The 20,221-nt window shown below is 70.9% G+C and carries 21 protein-coding genes and 2 tRNA genes; 19 read left to right on the plus strand and 4 right to left on the minus strand.

What is annotated here, in order from left to right:
* Positions 1-38 precede the first annotated feature (38 nt).
* The 6 genes from GA0074692_RS32750 (at position 39) to GA0074692_RS32775 (ending at position 10,504) form a co-directional block, all read left to right on the plus strand.
* Positions 39-1,136: an ABC transporter permease gene (locus GA0074692_RS32750; protein WP_091652132.1), complete on the plus strand. Its 1,098-nt coding sequence runs from the start codon at positions 39-41 to the stop codon at positions 1,134-1,136.
* 122 nt (positions 1,137-1,258) lie between these two features.
* Positions 1,259-2,302: a substrate-binding domain-containing protein gene (locus GA0074692_RS32755; RefSeq protein WP_091652136.1), complete on the plus strand. Its 1,044-nt coding sequence runs from the start codon at positions 1,259-1,261 to the stop codon at positions 2,300-2,302.
* Between the two features lie 20 nt (positions 2,303-2,322).
* The gene (locus GA0074692_RS32760) at positions 2,323-3,531 is read left to right on the plus strand and encodes a Gfo/Idh/MocA family protein (RefSeq protein WP_091652139.1); all 1,209 of its coding nucleotides are present in this window, start codon (positions 2,323-2,325) and stop codon (positions 3,529-3,531) included.
* 982 nt (positions 3,532-4,513) lie between these two features.
* Positions 4,514-7,345, plus strand: a complete 2,832-nt coding sequence (locus tag GA0074692_RS32765; RefSeq protein WP_091652143.1) for a PQQ-dependent sugar dehydrogenase — start codon at positions 4,514-4,516, stop codon at positions 7,343-7,345.
* A gap of 117 nt (positions 7,346-7,462) precedes the next feature.
* Positions 7,463-9,163 carry a ThuA domain-containing protein gene (locus GA0074692_RS32770; RefSeq protein WP_091652145.1) on the plus strand — a complete coding sequence of 567 codons (1,701 nt, stop codon included), beginning with the start codon at positions 7,463-7,465 and terminating at the stop codon, positions 9,161-9,163.
* Positions 9,164-9,493: 330 nt separating this feature from the next.
* The gene (locus tag GA0074692_RS32775) at positions 9,494-10,504 is read left to right on the plus strand and encodes a sugar phosphate isomerase/epimerase family protein (RefSeq protein ID WP_091652148.1); all 1,011 of its coding nucleotides are present in this window, start codon (positions 9,494-9,496) and stop codon (positions 10,502-10,504) included.
* Between the two features lie 126 nt (positions 10,505-10,630).
* Here GA0074692_RS32775 and GA0074692_RS32780 read toward each other — a convergent pair whose 3' ends face one another.
* Positions 10,631-11,047 carry a hypothetical protein gene (locus tag GA0074692_RS32780; RefSeq protein ID WP_091652150.1) on the minus strand — a complete coding sequence of 139 codons (417 nt, stop codon included), beginning with the start codon at positions 11,045-11,047 and terminating at the stop codon, positions 10,631-10,633.
* Between the two features lie 264 nt (positions 11,048-11,311).
* Between GA0074692_RS32780 and GA0074692_RS32785 the strand changes: the two genes are divergently transcribed.
* From GA0074692_RS32785 to GA0074692_RS32795, 3 genes are all read left to right on the plus strand, one after another.
* Positions 11,312-11,384 (plus strand) — tRNA-Asn (locus GA0074692_RS32785).
* A gap of 252 nt (positions 11,385-11,636) precedes the next feature.
* The gene (locus GA0074692_RS32790) at positions 11,637-12,872 is read left to right on the plus strand and encodes an NAD(P)/FAD-dependent oxidoreductase (protein ID WP_091652153.1); all 1,236 of its coding nucleotides are present in this window, start codon (positions 11,637-11,639) and stop codon (positions 12,870-12,872) included.
* 160 nt (positions 12,873-13,032) lie between these two features.
* Positions 13,033-13,109 (plus strand) — tRNA-Ile (locus GA0074692_RS32795).
* Between the two features lie 722 nt (positions 13,110-13,831).
* On the opposite strand, the gene GA0074692_RS32805 is transcribed toward GA0074692_RS32795, so the two are convergent.
* Together GA0074692_RS32805 and GA0074692_RS32810 are read right to left on the minus strand one after the other, a co-directional pair.
* On the minus strand, positions 13,832-14,236 hold the full coding sequence (locus tag GA0074692_RS32805; protein ID WP_091652159.1) for a GntR family transcriptional regulator: 405 nt from the start codon (positions 14,234-14,236) through the stop codon (positions 13,832-13,834).
* Between the two features lie 69 nt (positions 14,237-14,305).
* Positions 14,306-14,536 carry a winged helix-turn-helix domain-containing protein gene (locus GA0074692_RS32810; protein WP_091652161.1) on the minus strand — a complete coding sequence of 77 codons (231 nt, stop codon included), beginning with the start codon at positions 14,534-14,536 and terminating at the stop codon, positions 14,306-14,308.
* A gap of 212 nt (positions 14,537-14,748) precedes the next feature.
* Here GA0074692_RS32810 and GA0074692_RS32815 point away from each other — a divergent pair, with 212 nt between their 5' ends.
* From GA0074692_RS32815 to GA0074692_RS32830, 4 genes are all read left to right on the plus strand, one after another.
* Complete coding sequence (locus GA0074692_RS32815; RefSeq protein WP_091652164.1) at positions 14,749-14,943, plus strand: hypothetical protein; 195 nt, start codon at positions 14,749-14,751, stop codon at positions 14,941-14,943.
* Complete coding sequence (locus GA0074692_RS32820) at positions 14,940-15,179, plus strand: hypothetical protein (protein ID WP_091652167.1); 240 nt, start codon at positions 14,940-14,942, stop codon at positions 15,177-15,179. The genes GA0074692_RS32815 and GA0074692_RS32820 overlap by 4 nt, the downstream gene beginning before the upstream one ends.
* A gap of 12 nt (positions 15,180-15,191) precedes the next feature.
* Positions 15,192-15,380: a DUF397 domain-containing protein gene (locus tag GA0074692_RS32825; protein ID WP_091654504.1), complete on the plus strand. Its 189-nt coding sequence runs from the start codon at positions 15,192-15,194 to the stop codon at positions 15,378-15,380.
* Positions 15,381-15,460: 80 nt separating this feature from the next.
* A complete protein-coding gene (locus GA0074692_RS32830) occupies positions 15,461-16,243 on the plus strand; it encodes a hypothetical protein (protein ID WP_091652169.1) in 783 nt (260 codons plus the stop codon).
* A gap of 58 nt (positions 16,244-16,301) precedes the next feature.
* On the opposite strand, the gene GA0074692_RS32835 is transcribed toward GA0074692_RS32830, so the two are convergent.
* Positions 16,302-17,081, minus strand: coding sequence for a GntR family transcriptional regulator (locus tag GA0074692_RS32835; protein ID WP_091654506.1), 780 nt, complete (start codon positions 17,079-17,081; stop codon positions 16,302-16,304).
* Between the two features lie 110 nt (positions 17,082-17,191).
* Between GA0074692_RS32835 and GA0074692_RS32840 the strand changes: the two genes are divergently transcribed.
* The 6 genes from GA0074692_RS32840 (at position 17,192) to GA0074692_RS35130 (ending at position 20,001) form a co-directional block, all read left to right on the plus strand.
* Positions 17,192-18,298: a DUF2637 domain-containing protein gene (locus GA0074692_RS32840; RefSeq protein WP_091652171.1), complete on the plus strand. Its 1,107-nt coding sequence runs from the start codon at positions 17,192-17,194 to the stop codon at positions 18,296-18,298.
* 2 nt (positions 18,299-18,300) lie between these two features.
* Positions 18,301-18,465: a hypothetical protein gene (locus tag GA0074692_RS35120; protein ID WP_176738646.1), complete on the plus strand. Its 165-nt coding sequence runs from the start codon at positions 18,301-18,303 to the stop codon at positions 18,463-18,465.
* A 3-nt stretch (positions 18,466-18,468) separates the two neighbouring features.
* Positions 18,469-18,624, plus strand: coding sequence for a hypothetical protein (locus tag GA0074692_RS35125; protein WP_176738647.1), 156 nt, complete (start codon positions 18,469-18,471; stop codon positions 18,622-18,624).
* A gap of 84 nt (positions 18,625-18,708) precedes the next feature.
* Positions 18,709-18,957, plus strand: coding sequence for a hypothetical protein (locus tag GA0074692_RS32845; protein WP_091652175.1), 249 nt, complete (start codon positions 18,709-18,711; stop codon positions 18,955-18,957).
* A gap of 1 nt (position 18,958) precedes the next feature.
* Positions 18,959-19,486, plus strand: coding sequence for a hypothetical protein (locus tag GA0074692_RS32850; protein WP_091652178.1), 528 nt, complete (start codon positions 18,959-18,961; stop codon positions 19,484-19,486).
* A complete protein-coding gene (locus GA0074692_RS35130) occupies positions 19,486-20,001 on the plus strand; it encodes a hypothetical protein (protein WP_091652183.1) in 516 nt (171 codons plus the stop codon). Before GA0074692_RS32850 ends, GA0074692_RS35130 begins: the two co-directional genes overlap by 1 nt.
* The last annotated feature ends 220 nt before the right edge of the window (positions 20,002-20,221 follow it).

Here is a 20,221-nt window from a genome sequence, read left to right on the forward strand (position 1 = left end):
GGATGCAGCGGCCAGACACGCACAAGCGAGGCGACGGCATGAGCGACGCGACAGGCACCACCACCCCGGACCGGCCGGCCGACCTGCCGGCACAGTCGCCCCCGGTCCACAAGGCGGACAGCGGACGGGGCGCTCCCTCGTTCTGGCGCGGTGAGAACGGCGAGGGCGCCCGCCGCAATCTCGGCCTGATCGCCGTGCTGGTCGCGTTGGTGATCATCGGGATCGCCACCCGCCCCGACCTCTACGGCGACTCCACCTGGGTCTGGAACAACATCCTCACCATCCTCAAGCTGGCCTCGGTGGTCGGTGTGGTGACGGTGGGCATGACCTTCGTGATCATCGGCGGGGGCATCGACCTCTCGGTCGGGGCGATCGTCGCGCTGGCCGGGGTCTGGTGCACCACCGTCGCCACCCAGAGCTACGGCGCGGGCGGCATGATCTTCAGCGCGCTCACCGTCGGCCTGGCGGTCGGCCTGGTCAACGGCCTGCTCGTGTCGTACGGCCGGCTGGTGCCCTTCATCGCCACCCTGGCGATGATGGTCGCCGCCCGGGGCCTGGCGGCGGAGATCTCCGACAAGCAGACCCAGGTGTCGAGCAACGCCACCATCAACGGCATCGCCAGCACCAACCTGCTCGGCATCCCGCTGCTGGTGTACATCCTCGCCGCGGTGGTCATTGCCGGCTGGGTGCTGCTCAACCGCACCACCTTCGGCCGGCGCACCGTCGCCGTCGGCGGCAACCCGGAGGCGGCCCGGCTGGCCGGCATCAACGTCAAGCGGCACACCCTGCTGCTCTACGCGCTCTCCGGGCTCTGCTGCGGCATCGCCGCCATCATGCTCACCTCGCAGGCCACCTCGGCCCAGGCGGCCATGGCCAACCTCTACGAACTGGACGCGATCGCCGCCGCGATCATCGGCGGGACGCTGCTCAGCGGCGGGCGGGGCACCATCGTCGGCTCCCTGCTCGGCGTGATCATCTTCTCCACCATCACCAACCTGTTCGCCATCAACGGGCTCTCCACCGAGGCCCAGAACATGGTCAAGGGCGGCATCATCGTCGCCGCGGTCCTGGTCCAGCAGGTCCAGTTCCGCACTCTCTCGCAGTTCCTCAGTCGCAACCGGACGACCACCACCTGACCCGGCCCGACCGGCACACCACCAGCCCTGACCGGCGGCCACCGTCACACCCGACGGTGGCCGGGACAACCGCACCCCTCCGCCGGACTCCGCCACCACCCCCCCGCACCCAGGAGGTCACGATGACCCAGCACCTGCCGCGCCGCCGGCTGCTGTTCGGCACGGCCGCGCTCGGCGCCGGCGCGCTCCTCGCCGGCTGCACCAGCAACGAGACCGCGCCGACCGCCGCGCAGACCAAGGCCGCCGAGTCCGGCGGCAACGCCGAGCCCGGCAAGCGCGTCACCATCGGCTTCTCCGCCCCGGCAGCCGACCACGGCTGGATCGCCGCCATCACCAACAACGCCAAGGCGCAGGCGGCCGCGTACTCCGACGTGGAGTTCAAGACGGTGGAGGCCGGCGCGGACGCGGCGGCCCAGCGGGCGGCGCTGTCCACGCTGCTGTCCCAGAAGCCCGACGTGATCGTGCTGCTGCCGCACGACGGCAAGGAACTCAACGCCTTCGGTCTGGAGGCGATGAAGGCGGGCATCCCGGTGGTCAACCTCGACCGCGCCTTCCCGGACGCCCGGGCGTACCGGACCCAGATCAAGGGCGACAACTACGGCATGGGCGTGGCCGCCGCCACGTACATCGTCGACCAGCTCCGCGCCAAGGGCGTCACCAACCCGATCATCGGCGAGATCCCCGGCATCGACTCGCTGGAACTGACCCAGGAACGGTCGAAGGGCTTCGCCGACACCCTGACCTCGTACGGCTTCAAGGTGGCCAACCGCCGGCCGGCGGAGTTCACCGCCGACTCCGGCCAGCAGGCGGCCACCGGCCTGCTCCAGGCGCTGCCCAAGATGGACGCGCTCTGGAACCACGACGACGACCAGGGCATCGGCGTGCTGGCGGCGATCAACCAGGCCGGTCGCAAGGAGTTCTTCATGGTCGGCGGCGCCGGTTCCAAGAAGGCCATGGAGGACATCCAGGCCGACAACACCGCGCTGAAGGCGACCGTCACCTACAGCCCGTCGATGGCCTCCTCGGCTATCTCCCTGGCCCGCCTGATCGGCCAGGGCAAGGGCATGTCCGACCTGGTGGAGCTCCAGGTACCGAAGGAGATCGTGCTCGCCTCCGAGACGATCACCAAGGAGAACGCGGGCAGCTACCTCAAGCTCGGGTTCTGACACACGGGGGGAGACCCACCTTGTCCACATCACCACGGGAGCTGCGGGTCGGCCTGGTCGGCTACGCGTTCATGGGTGCCGCGCACTCGCAGGCGTGGCGCACCGTGAACCGGGTGTACGACCTGCCGGTCCAGGCCCGGATGGCGCTGATCTGCGGCCGGGACACCGGAAAGGTGGCCGACGCCGCCGACCGGCTCGGCTGGGAGGCGTACACCACCGACTGGCGTGACCTGGTCGCCCGGGACGACATCGACGTGGTCGACGTCTGCACCCCGGGGGACAGCCACGCCGAGATCGCCCTGGCCGCGCTGGCCGCCGGCAAGCACGTGCTGTGCGAGAAGCCGCTGGCCAACACGGTCGAGGAGGCGCGGGCGATGGCCGCCGCGGCGGCGACCGCGCGGTCCGCCGGGGTACGGTCCATGTGCGGCTTCAACTACCGCCGGGTGCCCGCGGTCACCATGATGCGGGACCTGGTCGCCGCCGGCCGGCTGGGCGTCGTCCGGCACGTCCGCGCGACCTACCTCCAGGACTGGATCGTGGATCCGCAGTTCCCGTTGGTCTGGCGGTTACAGAAGGACAGGGCGGGCTCCGGCGCGCTCGGGGACATCGGGGCGCACATCATCGACCTGACCCAGTTCGTCACCGGGCAGCGGATCACCGGGGTCAGCGCGGTCACCGAGACGTTCGTGAAGGAACGGCCGTTGCCGACCGAGGCCCAGGGGCTGACCGGGACCGTGGACGGCTCCGCCCCGGCCACCGGCCCGGTCACCGTCGACGACGCGGCGGTCTTCGTCGCCCGGCTCGACGGCGGCGCGCTCGCGACGTACGAGGCGAGCCGCTTCGCCACCGGCCGGAAGAACGCGCTGCGGGTCGAGATCAACGGCTCGCTCGGCACCGTCGCGTTCGACCTGGAACGCCTCAACGAACTCGAGTTCTACGACGCCACACTGCCCGCCGTGGAGCAGGGTTTCAGCCGGATCCTGGTCACCGAGGGCGACCACCCGTACATGTCGGCCTGGTGGCCGCCAGGGCACCTCATCGGCTACGAGCACTCCTTCACCCACCAGGCGCGCGACTTCGTCGAGGCGGTCGCCACCGGCGCCGACCCGGCCCCCTCGTTCGCCGACGCGTTGCAGGTCCAGCTCGTGCTGGACGCGGTGACCCGCTCGGCGGAACTCGGGTCGTCCTGGACCGAGGTGGAACCGGCCCTGGCGACGGTGGCCGCCTGACCGACCGGGGGCGCCGGTCGTCGTACCCGCGCCCCCTGCCACCCACCGTGGGACCGCCGCCCGGCGTCCCACCCGAGCGACTTTCCGGACCGACCGGCGAGGGCCGGCCGCGGTTGCGCCCCGCGGCCGGAACGAGGTCCGATCCGGAAGGGCGTGCCCCTGCCGGCCGGGTCCGGCCCGGTGGGGCACGACAGCACGACGGTCGTCCGGCGCGGCCGGACCGGGATTCCCCGGTCGCGCCGGACGACCGGACCCGCCGTCCCCGACGGCTGTCGGCTGCCCCGACGGCCACCCGCTACTTCCTACAGCCACCCACTGCGCGCCCGCTGGCCCGAGGCCGGCGTCTCGGCCGGCCTGCTGCTCGTCGACGGGCCGCCCGGGCCGCCGTTCGTGGCGCGGGCCCCCAGACGTCCGGTCGACACGGCACCGGTACCGACCGGACGAACCGGGTGGGCAGGGTCGCGACGCCGACCGGCCCTGCCCACCCGCCCCGTCCGTCACACCGAACCGGATCCGCGTGCCGGCGTCCTCGCCGCCGACGACGTCGCCGGCCCGCAGGTGCTCTCCCGGCCCTGGTGCGGCGGGCGGGGTCCCTCCTCCCGCGCCGCGAGGACCATCCACCCAGCCGCGCCGGAGCGGCCCGAAGCGGCCTTGAGTGACCCGGACGGGACCACTTTTCGCGATTTGAGCAGAAGTTCGGCGAGAGCCGTCGGAAGCTATGGACACAGGCATCGAAACCCCTTAATGTCGTCGCCATCACGCACGTCCTCGTCGAGGTGAACCGGCGGCGCGGTGATCCATCGACCCCCTTCGAGCGTCAGCGCGCACGTACCCCGCACCTCCGCGTGCCGGCGTGCCGGAGGACACGGCCCCACCCGGGACGGCACCCGGCACCGGCCGAGCGCATCCCCCGCTACGGCATTCGGCGCGACGGCGCGCGCCCGCCCTGGCAGTCGATCGTCAGGAAGGGACGGACCAAGGTATGTCCAGACACGACGGCATCTCCGGCCGACGAACGTGGTCGGTCGGCTCGGCGCTGCTGCTGGTGGCCGCGGCCGGGCTGGTCGCCCTCGGCGGCCCGGCCCCCGCCCAGGCCCACCCCGTCAACGCCGCCGACTTCCAGCAGGTCACCCTGGCCAAAGGGGTCGCCGAGGTCGGCGAACCCATGACCATCGCGGTGCTGCCCGACCGCTCCGTGCTGCACACCGCCCGCAACGGCACGCTGCGCCGCACCGACGCGGCCGGCACCACCAGCGTGCTCGGCACCCTCGCCGTCTACAGCCACGACGAGGAGGGCCTCCAGGGCGTCGGGGTGGACCCGAACTTCGCCAGCAACCGGCACGTCTACCTCTACTACGCCCCGCCGCTGTCCACCCCCGCCGGGGACGCGCCGGCCACCGGCACCGACTTCTCCGCCTGGCGGGGCGTCAACCGGCTCTCCCGGTTCACCCTGAACGCCGACTGGACGCTCAACATGTCCAGCCAGGTCACCGTGCTCGACGTGCCGGCCGACCGGGGCATCTGCTGCCACGTCGGCGGGGACATCGACTTCGACGCGGCCGGCAACCTCTACCTGTCGACCGGGGACGACACCAACCCGTTCGACTCCGCCGGCTACGCCCCGCTCGACGAGCGCACCAACCGCAACCCCGCGTACGACGCGCAGCGCACCTCGGCCAACACCAACGACCTGCGCGGCAAGATTCTCCGGATCAAGGTGAACGCCGACGGGACGTACTCGATTCCGGCGGGCAACATGTTCGTCGACTCCGACGCGAGGACCCGTCCCGAGATCTACGCGATGGGCTTCCGCAATCCGTTCCGGATGAGCGTCGACCGGGCCACCGGCATCGTCTACGTCGGCGACTACGGCCCGGACGCCGGCTCCACCAGCACCCGGGGGCCGAGCGGACAGGTCGAGTTCAACCGGATCACCGGCCCGGGGAACTACGGCTGGCCGTACTGCACCGGCACGAACACCGCCACCGAGACGTACGCGGAATGGGACTTCGCCACCGGCACCGCCGGCGCGAAGTACAACTGCACCGGCGGCCCGACCAACAACTCGTTCCGCAACACCGGCCTGCCGACGCTCCCCGGGGCGAAGTCCGCGTGGATCCGGTACGCCGGCGACGCCGGTAGTCCGCCCGAGTTCGGCGGCGGCTCCGAGTCACCGATGGCCGGCCCGGTCTACCGGTACAACGCCGCCAACCCCTCCACCACGAAGTGGCCGCAGTCCTTCGACGGGCAGTTCTTCGCCGGTGAGTTCGGTCGCGGCTGGGTCAAGCCGATCCACGTGAACGCCGACGGGTCCCCGGGCACCATTGACACCTTCCCGTGGAACGGCAAGCAGGTCATGGACATGGCCTTCGGCCCGGACGGTTCGCTCTACGTGTTCGACTACGGCACCGGCTACTTCAACGGCGACGCCAACTCGGCGCTCTACCGCTACGACTACATCGGCGGCGGCAACCGCGCGCCGACCGCCGTGGCCAGCGCCGACCGGACCTCCGGCCTCGCCCCGTTGACCGTGAACTTCTCCTCGGCCGGGTCGTCGGACCCGGACGGCGGCGCGCTGACGTACGCCTGGGCCTTCGGCGACGGCACCACGTCGACCTCGGCGAACCCGAGCAAGACGTACACCACCAACGGCACGTACACCGCCACGCTGACCGTCCGCGACCCGCAGGGCGCGACCGGCACCGCCAGCGTGACGATCAGGGTCGGCAACACCGCCCCGACGGTGACCATCAACGCGCCCCACGAGGGCCGGCTCTTCTCGTACGGCGACACGGTGCCGTTCAACATCACCGTCACCGACCCGGAGGACGGGACGATCGACTGTGCCCGGGTCAAGATGACCTACGTGCTCGGCCACGACCAGCACGGCCACCCGATCACCTCGAAGAATGGCTGCTCCGGCTCGATCACCATCCCGGTCGACGGGGAACACGACGAGGCGGCCAACATCTTCGCGGTCTTCGACGCCGAGTACACCGACGCCGGCGGGCTGACCACCCACGACCAGCACATCCTCCAGCCGCGCAAGCGCCAGGCGGAGCACTTCAAGACGTCCTCCGGGGTGGCCCTCCACAGCAAGACCCCGGCCGAGGGCGGCCAGACCGTCGGCAGCATCGACAACGGCGACTGGATTGCGTTCGAGCCGTACCGGATCGACAACGTCACCTCGTTCAGCGCGCGGGTCTCCTCCGCCGGGGTCGGCGGCACCATCCAGGTGCGGATGGGCTCGCCCACCGGCACCGTGCTCGGCTCGGCCACCGTGCCGGTCACCGGCGGCTGGGAGACCTTCACCACCGTCACCGGCACCGTCTCCGGCGCGCCGGCCAGCACCGGCATGCTCTACCTGACCTTCGCCGGGGGCACCGGGGCGCTCTTCGACGTCGACGCGTTCGGCTTCACCACCAGCGCCGCGGGCACCGGGCCGATCGTCGGGTTGGGCGGTAAGTGTCTGGACGTGCGGAGTGCGGGTACCGCGGACGGTACGCAGATCCAGATCTATACCTGCAACGGTTCGGCCGCACAGACGTGGTCGGTGACGCCGAATGGTCCGGTCAAGGCTCTGGGTAAGTGTCTGGACGTCTCTGGCGGCGGTTCGGCGGACGGTACGAAGATCCAGTTGTGGACGTGTAACGGTTCGGGTGCGCAGAACTGGTCGGCGCAGGCCGACGGGACGGTGCGTAATCCGCAGTCGGGGAAGTGTCTGGACGTGTCGAACAACAGTGCCGTCGACGGGCAGGCGGTGCACCTGTGGACCTGTCACACCGGCGCGAACCAGAAGTGGGTGCTGCCGTAGTTCGCGGTTCGGGTGTTTTCGCTGATGTGTGAGCAGGGGTCCCCTGTTACCGCCTGGTGAGGAGCAGGGGACCCCTGCAACCAAAAAATCCCACCCACCCCCCGCAGGGAGAGCGACATGCGCAGACTCCTCAGATCCACGATCGGCGCGGCCACCGCGGTCCTCGCCGTCCTGGCCTGCACCACCCCCGCCACCCCGGCCAGCGCCGCCGACGCCCCGTACGACGTGCTGGTCTTCTCCCGGACCACCGGTTTCCGGCACGACTCCATCGCGGTCGGCACCCAGGCCGTCCGGGACCTCGGCGCGGCCAACAACTTCACCGTCACCGCCACCGAGGACCCCACCCGCTTCACCACCGCCAACCTCGCCCAGTACGAGGCGGTGATCTTCCTCAACACCACCGGTGACGTGCTCGACGCCGGCCAGCAGAGCGCCTTCGAGGCGTACGTCAACGGCGGCGGCGGGTTCGTCGGCATCCACTCGGCGGCCGACACCGAGTACGGCTGGCCGTTCTACGGGAACCTGGTGGGCGCCTACTTCGCCTCGCACCCGGCCATCCAGCAGGCCCACGTCCACGTGACGGACCGGGCGCACGCGGCCACCGCCCACCTGCCGCGCACCTGGACCCGCACCGACGAGTGGTACGACTACCGGGCCAACCCCCGCCCGTCCGTGCGGGTGCTGGCCGCCCTCGACGAGTCGTCGTACTCGGGTGGGCAGATGGGGGCGGACCACCCGATCGCCTGGTGCCGGACGGTCAGCGCCGGCCGGTCGTTCTACACCGGCGGTGGCCACACCCAGGCGTCGTACGCCGATCCGGCCTTCCGGGCGCACCTGCTCGGCGGCATCCGGTACGCGGCTGGCCGAACCCGGGCCGACTGCCGTGCCGAGACCGGCTACACCGCCCTCTACGACGGCTCCACCACCGGCTGGTCGCAGGCCGGACCGGGGAGCTTCAGCAACGTCGACGCCACCCTCACCTCGGCCGGCGGGATGGGCCTGTACTGGTACAGCGCGAAGCAGTTCACCAACTACTCGCTCAAGCTCGACTGGCGGATGGCCGGGGACGACAACTCCGGTGTCTTCATCGGCTTCCCGCCGTCGAGCGACCCCTGGTCGGCGGTGAACAACGGGTACGAGATCCAGATCGACCCCACCGACGCGCCCGACCGGACCACCGGCGCGGTCTACACGTTCAAGTCCGCCGACCTCGCCGCCCGTGACGCCGCGCTGAACCCGCCGGGGGAGTGGAACACGTACGAGCTGTTGGTGGAAGGGGAGCGGCTCCAGGTCTTCCTCAACGGGCGGAAGATCAACGATTTCACCAACACCGACCCGGTCCGCTCGCTCGCCGGCCACATCGGCATCCAGAATCACGGTACGGGCGACGACGTCTCGTTCCGCAACATCCGGATCAGGGAACTGGGCGGCGGCACCGGCACTGGGCCGATCGTCGGGCTGGGCGGTAAGTGTCTGGACGTGCGGAGTGCGGGTACCGCGGACGGTACGCAGATCCAGATCTACACGTGCAACGGTTCGGCGGCGCAGTCGTGGTCGGTGACGCCGAATGGTCCGGTCAAGGCTCTCGGTAAGTGTCTGGATGTGTCCGGTGGTGGTTCGGCGGACGGTACGAAGATCCAGTTGTGGACGTGTAACGGTTCGGGTGCGCAGAACTGGTCGGCGCAGGCCGATGGGACGGTGCGTAATCCGCAGTCGGGGAAGTGTCTGGACGTGTCGAACAACAGTGCCGTCGACGGGCAGGCGGTGCACCTGTGGACCTGCCACACCGGCGCGAACCAGAAGTGGACCCTGCCGTAGTCCAGGTGGGTAGCAGGGGTCCCCTGTTACCTCCTGGTGAGGAACAGGGGACCCCTGCAACCGCCCTGTGCGTGTCGCTGGGCCCGTGCGAACTGGTAATGCCCTTCCGGACCGGCTGTGGCGGTCCTAGAGTGGACGACGGCAGCCGTGACAGGCAGCCGGTGACCCGACGGGAGGCGCAACCCGTCGGGTGCCAGGTGCACCACCGTCGACGACCGGCGGGGCGGCGCCCACCGGTCCTCCCTCCGGCACGGCCCCTCGTCCCGGGGCCGGTCACCCTCGCCCCGGTCCCGCCCACGGAATCCCTGACCACCACAGGGGAGAAGAACAATGGCGCGACCGATCACGCTCTTCACCGGCCAGTGGGCCGATCTGCCGTTCGACGAGGTCTGCCGGCTCGCCGCCGAGTGGGGCTACGACGGACTGGAGATCGCCTGCTGGGGCGACCACTTCGAGGTGGACAAGGCACTGGCCGACGACTCGTACGTCGATCGCAAGCGCGAGACGCTGGCCAAGCACAACCTCCGGGTCTTCGCCATCTCCAACCACCTGGTCGGCCAGGCGGTCTGCGACCACCCGATCGACGAGCGGCACCAGGACATCCTGCCGGCCCGGATCTGGGGTGACGGCGAGCCCGAGGGGGTCCGGCAGCGGGCCGCCGAGGAGATCAAGAACACCGCCCGGGCGGCGGCGAAACTCGGCGTCCAGACCGTCGTCGGGTTCACCGGCTCGTCGATCTGGCACACCCTGGCGATGTTCCCGCCGGTGCCGCCGGCCATGATCGAGCGCGGTTACCAGGACTTCGCCGACCGGTGGAACCCGATCCTCGACGTCTTCGACGAGGTGGGGGTGCGGTTCGCCCACGAGGTTCACCCCAGCGAGATCGCGTACGACTACTGGACCACCAGGCGGACCCTGGAGGCGATCGGGCACCGCCCCGCCTTCGGCCTGAACTGGGACCCGTCCCACTTCGTCTGGCAGGACCTCGACCCGGTCAACTTCATCCTCGACTTCGCCGACCGGATCTACCACGTCGACTGCAAGGACGCGAAGGTGCGTACCGGTGACGGCCGGCGCGGCCGGCTCTCCTCCCACCTGCCCTGGGCCGATCTGCGCCGGGGCTGGGACTTCGTCTCCACCGGGCACGGCGACGTGCCCTGGGAGGACTGCTTCCGGGCGTTGAACGCGATCGGGTACGACGGCCCGATCTCGATCGAGTGGGAGGACGCCGGGATGGACCGGCTGGTCGGCGCGCCCGAGGCGCTCCAGTTCGTCCGCCGGCTCGCCTTCGACGCCCCATCCGCGGCCTTCGACGCCGCCTTCAGCAGCGGCCGCGACTGACCCGGTACGCCGCCGGGTCGTCACCTGCCGCCGTCACGCCGTCCGGTCCGTGCCGGCCGGTACGGACCGGCGGCAGGACAGCCGACGGGCCGGCCGCATCGTCGCGGCCGGCCCGTCGGATACCCGTCAGAGGGTGCTGTTGTTGGTCCCGGTGCCGGAGGGCTTGCTCCGGTTGCTGGTGCTGGCCGGGTTGGCGCCGGTCGAGCCGCCGCTCGACGGCCCGGTGGCGCTGCCACCCGCCTTCGCGCCGACCGTGGCCGGCGTGCCGGCGAAGGGCTTGTCGGCGCTGGTCAGCTCCTGCTTGCCGCCCCCACCGGTGGTGCCCAGCTTCTCGCCGATCCTGGAGTGGCTGAGCTTGTCCTTGCCCTCGCTGTAGAGCCGGTTCGCCTGGGCCTGTGCGACGCCGGCCGCCTCCTGCACGGTCGGGTGGTCCAGCACCTTACGGCCCCGGACGACCAGCTCCTCGTACTTCTCCCGGCCGGCACGGGCGCCCAGGACGAATCCCGCAGCCAGCCCGCCAAGGAACATGATCTTTCCGCGCATGGCGGCTCCCTTCGTACCTGACGCGCTACCGGTTCCGTACCGGGAGAACCCGGCAGGAAGCGGTCGTGTCGCGCCTGCGTCCTCTGTCCGCAGCTAACTACCCATCCTGCTCTGCGCTCATGCCTCCCTGTGCCCGGATGGCGATTTGTCCAACAAACTTGCGGTACCACGTTGGTGGTAACCCCCTGGACCGACACCCGGGGGAGTCCTGTACTCTTGTCCCCGTCGCCACGGCGCCGGAGAGATCCGGTTCCGGAAACGCGATCCCCTGTAGCTCAATTGGCAGAGCAGCCGGCTGTTAACCGGCAGGTTATTGGTTCGAGTCCAATCGGGGGAGCTTATCCACCAACGCCCGCCAGCATCCGCCGGCGGGCGTCACTGTTTCCCACCGTCCTGCGCTCTGCGCCGTACCCGTCGCCCTGCGTCGCGCCACCGCCGAGCCCGCCGTGGCCGTGCCGGTCGTTTCTCCGCTGTGTGTTCCGCCCGCCCGGCAGGATGGACAGGGCCGGCCTGAACTCCAGACTGCGTCGAATCCCGTATCGGTTCACGGGCCGGCCCGGCACCCGGACCACCGAGGGGAGGGCAGCCGATGTCGGCCGAACCGGACGTCGTGATCGTCGGCGGGGGCCTGGCCGGACTCGCCGCCGCCCGCCGGCTGCACCGTGCCGGAGTGCCTTGGCGGCTCCTCGAGGCAGGCGACCGGCTCGGTGGCCGAGTCGCCACCGACCGGGTCGACGGATACCTGCTCGACCGGGGATTCCAGGTGCTCAACACCGCCTATCCCAAGCTCGGCGCCCTGCTCGATCTCGGCACCCTGCGGCTCGGGTACTTCACCTCGGGCGTCCTCGTCCGCCGGGGTGACGACCTGGTACGGCTGGTCCATCCGTTGCGCGAGCCGGCCGGTGCCCCCGGCACCGCCCTGGCGGGCGTCGGCTCCCTGGCCGACCGGGTCCGGTTCGCCCTGCTCGCCGCCGGTTGCGCGACCCTGCCCCCGGGCCGCCTGCTCGACGCGACCGAGACGACCACCGAAACCGCACTGCGCCGGGCCGGCCTCTCCGACGCGATCATCGAGGAGGTGCTGCGTCCGTTCCTCTCCGGCGTCCTCGTCGACCGCGAACTGGAAACCTCCAGTCGGGTGCTGGCCATGATCCTGCGCTCCTTCGCCCGAGGTCGGATCGGGCTGCCCGCCGAGGGAATGGGCGCGCTGCCCCGGGCCGTCGCCGCTCCACTGCCGACCAACCTGATCGCACTCCGTACGCCGGTCGAGGAGGTGTCGCCCGGCCGGGTCCGTACCGAAGCTGGTGGGATCCGCTGCCGCGCCGTGCTGGTCGCCGTCGACCCGCCGGCCGCCGCCGCGCTCCTGCCGGACCTTCCCCCGGTACGCATGCACAGCTACACGACCTACTACCACAGCACTGCCGAGCCGCCCCTGACCGAGCCGATCCTGCTGCTCGACGGGGACCGTCGCGAGATGATCGCCAACACGACGGTGGTCAGCCGGGCCGCTCCCGGCTACGCCCCACCAGGACGGCACCTCGTCGCCACGTCTGTGGTCGGCCCGTCCGCCCCGCCCGAGCCCGTCGTACGCCGGGAACTCGCCCGCCTCTACGGCCGACCCACCGACGACTGGGAACATCTGACCACGGTCTCCGTCCCGCACGCCCTGCCGGCCGCGCCCCCGCCGCAGGGGCGTCTGCGCAAGCCGGTCGCCCTCGGCGACGGCCGGTACGTCGCCGGCGACCACCGCGATAGCCCCTCCATCCAGGGCGCCCTGACCAGCGGCTGGCGCGCCGCCACCGCCGTCCTCCGCGCCCTCCGCCCCTGATCTCCGTGCCATCCTCGGCCGGGGTACGGGCGAGGGGCAGCCGTGATCGATGCAGGCTGTTATCCTCGCGTTGCCCATCGTGCCGGCGGGTATGGCGCCGCAGCCGGGCAAGGTGGTGGCCGGTGATCGCCCGACCGGGTTAGGATCCCCGCGCTGGCAGGGGGCGGTAGCTCAGCAGGTTAGAGCAGGGGACTCATAATCCCTCGGTCACGGGTTCGAGTCCCGTCCGCCCCACCATTGTTTACCAGGCGAAACGGCCCTCCGGATATCGACCGGAGGGCCGCGACTTTCCGCATGGGGACATCTTGGGGACAGGTTAGCGAATCTGGGTGACCTTGCCGCCACCCGGCAGCGCGGCAGCAAGGCGGTCTACGGTGTCCCCAACCGCCTCGGCGTGGGTCAACGACCGACTGCACACGACGTCCATCGCAATGAGCATCTCGTCGTGCTGGCGGGCTGAATCCCGGCGCATGATCCACGTCGCAGCCATAATCGCGGCAGCGATAACAGAGGTCGACGCGGACCCGACCCACACGAGGTGCGCAACGGTTACTGGCTGGTCGTGCCACAAGACAGCGGCCCACACGAGCGTAGCCCAGATCATGGGCGTAGCGATGATGGTGGCAATGAGGCAACGGGTGGAGCCCGGTCCGGGGCCCCGGCTCCGGTAAGTCTCCTGCTGGGTGCGGGCAGCCTGAACGGCGTCCCGGATGGTGGTAGGCGTTTCGGGCACTGACAATCGACCTCCCGTGGACTGGCGGACGATAGGCCATCGTCACACACGCGTCACACACCAAACGCAATTTGCATCAGATGGGAACCGCTTACTGTGACATTCCCATGAGGCAAATTGGTCGGAGCTGATTGGATTTGCCCCGCGCTGCGATCACCCTAAATATGTACTCTGCGAGAAGTCGCGGTAACTGAACAGCAAGATCGGCGATCTTGGAAGGCCTGATCTAGCTGTGGGTGATCTCCGCGCGGTCCGCCGGGTAGACACCCCGCACCCGGCCGCCCAGGATCACCACGAGCACCGGGACACCCTCCGGGATGTCCATCTCCGCCCGCTCCTCCACGGTGGGCATCCGGGAGCGCGTCACAGCCCCGCGCGGCACCGCAACCCGCTCCAGGTCGACCAGCTCCCGCACGCGGGTGCCGCGTCCAGATGCCACGTCGACCAGGCCCTCCGCTCGCAGCATCGCTACCGCCCGCCGGACCGTACCGCGGCCTACCCCGTGCTCCTGACTCAGGCGCGTCTCCGAGGGCAGCCGAGCGCCGGGCGCCCACTCTCCGGCACGCAGGCGGGCACGCAGCTCGTCAGCGAGCTGCCGGTGCCTGGGCACCCCGGAGTGCAGGTCGATCACCTGGCGGACGGTATGAGGGCAGGGTAGAACGTTCGGACGGTGCAACGTTCGAACGTTCGACCCGGATCCCTACTCCTCAGCGGCCTGGCGGCGGACGTACGTGCCCTTCCCTTGCCAGGTCTCGATCACCCCGGACTCCTCGAGGATGCGAAGCGCGTACTTGACCGGTGTGGGCGACACGTCGTACTGCGCGCAGAGCTGGGCGATGGTCGGCAACTGCTCACCCGGCTTGAGTTGGCCGGTCTCGATGGCTGTGCGGATATCGGCGATGATCTGCCGGAAGGCAGGCGTGCGGGGCATGGCGGGCTCCGGCTGGTCTCGTTGGCACCCTCGAGCCTGCCACTCGCCGTGACGCAATGTGTGTCCTAGGTTGACTTGGTGTACCAAGTGTTCCTACTGTCGGGGTGGCTGGTCTCGTTGGCGCGATCCGGCCGACCCGCCGGGCGGGGGCCCGCAGCCCCTGTGCTGCTCCCGCCCCGCCCGGCTCCCACCTCCACCCCAAGGAGGACGCCGTGGAAACCAGCAGCCCAGACCGATCACCCAGGGCCTACCCGGTCCCCGACGGCCGCCCGCCATGGCCGGACGGCGACACCATTCCCCAGCCGCCCCGGCCGGAGCCGCCGCCGGTGAGCCGCCAGCAGTACGCCTACGGCGGCCTGGTCGTCGCCCTGGTGGTGGCCGCCATCGTGATCGGGGTACTGCGGTGAGCAGCGGCACCCACGAAGCCCTCGCCATCGAGATCAGCGACGCCGCCACGCTCGACCTGTGGGCGATCATGGACCGGCATGCACCCAGCTACGGCGTGTGCCAGCAGTGCCGCCGCCGGTGCCCGTGCCCGGCCAGGGCCGAGGCCCGAGCGGAGCTGATCCTCGCTGGACGGCTCAACCAGCCCCGACCCGCCACCCCCGCAGACCCCCGGACGCAGAGCGCGGCCGGCGAGTAGATGGAGTACAGCATGCGCCAGATGAAGTGGACCCGGCCGACCCGGTGCGACAACTCCGGACCCAACTGCCCGGAGGTGGCAATCGGGGACGACGGAACCCGGTACGTGCGGGACTCGGAGCGCCCCGACGAGGTGGTCACCTTCAGCCCCGCCGGGTGGGACGCGCTGGTCGGGTCGATCCGCGACGGCCAGCAGCTCTGACCTCAGCACCGCGACGGCTCCGGAACCGGGCGGTTCCGGAGCCGTCACCGTATCGCCTCAACGTCACCCCTGGAGGACCAGTGATCACCACCCAGCAGTGCGGAACCCTTGCGGTTACGCTGGCCAGCGCGAGCCGCATCGGCGGCCGCGACGCAAACGCCGACGCGGCGAGCGTCGTCGGGAATCCCCTCGGCGTGGCCGCCGCGGTCATCGACGGCATCGGCTCCAGTCCGGCCGTCGTCGCCGCAGCACGTCGTGCCGCCGGCACCGCCGCGATCGTCGCCTCCCACCGCGGCGCCCAGGCCGGCATCATGGCCGCCGCCGACACCTACCCGGACTACCCGCGCAGCCCCAACGCCGTGGCCGCAGTCGCCTCGATCGAGCCGGGCGGGCGCATCGAGATCGCCCACGTGGGCGACTGCGCGGTATGGACGTGGTCGGCGGCAGCCGGACTACGGCGGTGGACCGTGGACCAGACCGCCGGGCAGCACGTTGCGCACATGATGCGCAACCCCGGCCTCACCGCGATGGACCGCGCAGCCCTCGCCGACCACGGCGACAAGGTCGTCGCCGCGCTCGACGACTACGTGCTCAACGGCCTGGTCTACGCGACCATCAGCACGATCTCGTGGACGCCGCTGCGCGGGGAGGCCGCTGACGTCGACCTGATCGTCCTGACGAGCGACGGCGTGCACAAGCCGCTGTCCGACGAGCAGATCGCCGAGCTGGTCGAGCGCCACGCCGATGACGCCCAGGCTCTCGCCGACGCGCTGGTGGACGCCGGCACGGGCTTGCCGCGTACCGACCCGGACGAGGCCCCCGACAACGCCACGGCCGCCGTCATCTTGATTCGGAAGAACTGACCCCAGGCACACCGCCGCCCCCGGACCGAGCACGGCCGGGGGCGGAACTCTGCGTGGGCTACAGGTCGATCACGTACTCCAACTCGACCCGGTCACCCGGTAACACAATCTCCAGCGCGGTCTCGACCGGACGATCCCCGGCCAAGCTGATCCGGGTGATCGTCATGACCGGCACTCGGTCGCCGATGGCCAGGATCCGCGCCTCCTCCTCGCTCGGCATCCGGGTGCGGGGCCGCTCGATGATCCGGGTCAGCCGAACGCCCAGCGACGCGAGCTGCGCGGTGTTGCCCCCGGGCCAGGGCTCCCGATCCGGATCAGCCACCGGCGTCCCGGCCACCATATCCAGCAGCAAGTACGAGGTGCTGATCTGCTGAGGCACGCCGTGGCTGCGGAAGACAAAGTGGCGGCGGAGCAGCGGCGTGCCGACGTCGACCTGGAGCAGCTCGGCGAGGCGCTCGTCGGCGCCGACCTCCGCGAAGTCCTTGTCCATCGAGAACGCGTCCCAGCCAATCCGCTGGTCGGCGGTGAAGCTCGTCGCCGGGCCGTCCGGGGTGCCGTCGCGCTGCTCGACCTCCACGCGGTACCGCTCCGGACCGAGCCGGCGCACCGGCCAACGCGGACGCACGTGCGACCCCCGGTGACGTGCGGTCGAAATCAGGCCCTCCGCGCGGAGCAGGCCGATGGCCTCACGCACTGTGCCGCGGGCGACGTCCCACTCCTGCATCAGCTCCACCTCGGTGGGCAGCGGGGCTCCGGCAGGGAGCATCCCGGACTCGATGCGACGGCGCAGGTCGTCGGCGATCTGCCGGTACCGGGGCTGCTGTCGGGGTGGGGACATGGCGATCACGGTACCGCCCTTGTCTGCATCTTCTGTCTGGACGCTGGCCCACAGAAAGTAACAGAGTTTCGTCTAGACTTATAGACAGCACATAGGTAGCCTCGGACGCCATGAGCACCGCGACCGATGCCCCCACCGGGGCGGCCACCCGCACCACCACGGTCGGAGCCCCCACCGTCATCGCCCTCTTGCTGATCGCCGGCGTCTGGGTGTGCGGCGCCGTCTGGTCCTACGAGGAGCAGACCCACCTCGCGAAGAGCCTCGGCTTCCAGACGCCCGAACTCCTGCCGCTCACCCTCGACGGCATGGCGGTGGCCATGGCCGCCGTCGCCTTCGCCGCGAGCCTCGACGCCAGGCCGGCGGTCTACGCCCGACTCATCACCGCCGTGGCCATCGGTGCCAGCGCGGCCAGCAACGCCAGCGCGGCATGGCGGCGGTCAGACGGTGACGAGCAGACCGTGATCCTCGCGGCCGGCGTCGCCGTGGCCGCGATGTTCGCCTTCGAGGTCCTGTTGGGTGAGGTGCGCCGGCAGGTGCTGCGCCGTCGTGGCCAGCCGGGGCCGGTGGCCATCGTCTACCCCCGGATGGTCCGGCTCGCCCTGGCTCCGTGGCCGACGTTCGCGGCGTGGCGGCGGCTGGTCCTGGACGCCACCGACCCGCAGCGCGACTTCGGCAAGCGGCCACCGATCAAGGCGACCGTGGTCGACGAATCTGACCCGGGCATCCAGCTCTGCCGGCAGCTCGAGCAGCAGATGGCCACCGCCCGTCAGGCTCTGTCTCCAGGTATTGCCCGGGTGGCTATGGCCGACCATGCCCTCACCCGGTGGCCGGCCACGACCGCGCGCCCGGTTCCGGCCGTGGTCGCTCCGGAGCGCCGGGCGCTGTCGACCACGGCCGCGCCCGTCCCGACCACGGCGGTCGCCTCGGAGTCGACCACCGTGGCGGCCACGAAGCCGGCCACGCGACGCCGCACCGTGGTCGCCCGGACCGACCACGCGCCGACCACGAAGACCACCCGGAAGGCGACCACGAAGACGGTCACGAAGTCGACCACGGCCGGCAGCGAGGCCGACCGTACGGCCGCCGCGTACGCCGCCTTCGTGGCCGACCACGGCCACCCGCCGTCCGGTGCCGAACTGGCGACCATGGCCGGCGTCAGCAAGTCCTACGCCAACAACTGGAAGCGCGACCACGCGCCGGCCACGAAGGAGAACTGACCATGCCGACGTCCGACATCGCCCGCCTGGAGCGCGAGCTCCTCGCCGCCCGCGGCAACCCGCAGCGGCACGCCGAGGTCCGGCAGAACATCCGCGAGGCCGGCCTGCCGCACCTCGCCGCCGAGCTGGACCGCATCGCCGCCACCGACCCGAGCCGGGAGGGCTGACCGATGCGACGCATCACCGCCCAGGTTCCGGCCGACAGCCGGGCCCGCGCGCTCGCCGGCCGACGGGTGACCCTGCCCGCTGGCACCGACGACGACCTCGTCCGCCGCGCCGACGAGCTGGCCGCCGTCGGCGCGACGCCCCGCATCACCACCCGATGACGCCCCGGGGCGGCGGTCTCACCGACCAAAGCAGTTCCGCCGCCCCGGGCCCGACCTCCCACAGAGAGAGGCAGGACCTCCATCATGACCGACCCGGCCCCGCCGCAGCGGTACCGGCTGCACATCTTCGACGGCGCGTACGAAGTGCTGCACAAGCGCATCTTCATCGTCACCCTCGACCTGACGCTTCCCGGCTACGAGGGCATCCTCGACCGGCACCTCCAGGCGCTCACCCGGGCCGCCCTCGCCGCCCACGAGCCGATGAGCGCACCCCGCCTCGAGGTGCGTGACGCGGTCACCGGCGCGCTCGTCCTCGACTGGTCGGGGGCCTGACGTGGAACTCGCCCGCACCATGTCCCCCACGGCGGTCGCCATCCTGCTGCTGCTCGCCCTGGTCGTCGACTACATGTCGATCGGACCGAACAGCCTCCGGGATCGGCTGGCCTTCGTGATGGCCGTGCCCGCGATCCGCGAGGGCTTCGACCAGTCGCCGGCCGACCAGGCGACGGTCGCCGCCGCCGGCGGGCTCATCCAGAGCCTGCTCGACTCCACCGGTGGCGCCTACATCGCCGGGGCCTCGGTGAACGCCATCCTGGGCGTGCTCATCGGCCTGCTCTGGGTCTACACGATCGGGTGCATGCTGCCGGTCAAGACCGGTAAGAAGCTTGGCCGGTTCGCCACCCTGACCTGGCCCCAGTCCCCGCTCTACCGGCTCAACACCAAGATGTGGATCGTCGCCATCATCCTCGGGATGATGTCCGACCTGCCCGGCGGGCTGATCGGCGACGTCACCCGGTCGCTCGTCTCCATCGTCACCAGTCTCGTCGCCCCGATTCCGGGCCTTCTGTTCGGAGCTGCCTGATGCTGACCACCACGATCCTCGCCGCCGCCCAGGAGCCGGAGCGGGGCTGGGGCGGACCAATCGCTCTGTTCGCCGCGGTCGCCGCCTTCTACGTGATCATCTCCGTGCACCACCGTGTTCAGGAGGCCCGAGAGCGACGCGCGAACCCCTCCCCTACCCCACCAGGCAGGCGGGGTGTCAGTGACACTACGCAGGCCAGGACGGTGTCTGACACCGCTGACACCGAGCGTGACACCGGCTGGTGGGGGCGGATCGCCACCATCGGCGGCAAGCGGGTCCGGGTCATCGAGGGCATCGTCGAGCACGTCGACGAGGCGGTCGACGTCGCCCTAGACGACGACGAGCCGGCCGAGGACGAGGAGGAGGCGATCGAGGACGTGGTCGACCGCCTGGAGTACCGGGGCGTCGCCTACTCCGAGATCGTCGCCACGCTGATGGCGGACTTCAAGGTCAGCGAGGCGACCGCCAAGAGGAGGATCCGGGACGCACGCGCCGCCCGGGAGCAGGTGTCGTAGCCAGCCCGGAGACGCGAGAGCGCCCCGCCACCTGACCGGTGGCGGGGCGCTCGCTCATACCACGTCCCGCCCATGATCAGGCGGTTATCCACAGGACGCCCCGCTGTCCACAGGCAGACCGGACCCGCTGGACGGACCGGCCCCCGCCCGGCACGCTCACCACGTCGACGCGGCCACTCCGATCGGCGCCGGCCACACCTGCGGGCGGTGGGGCGCCGAG

It is taken from the genome of Micromonospora pallida (assembly GCF_900090325.1).
GTDB lineage: Bacteria > Actinomycetota > Actinomycetes > Mycobacteriales > Micromonosporaceae > Micromonospora > Micromonospora pallida.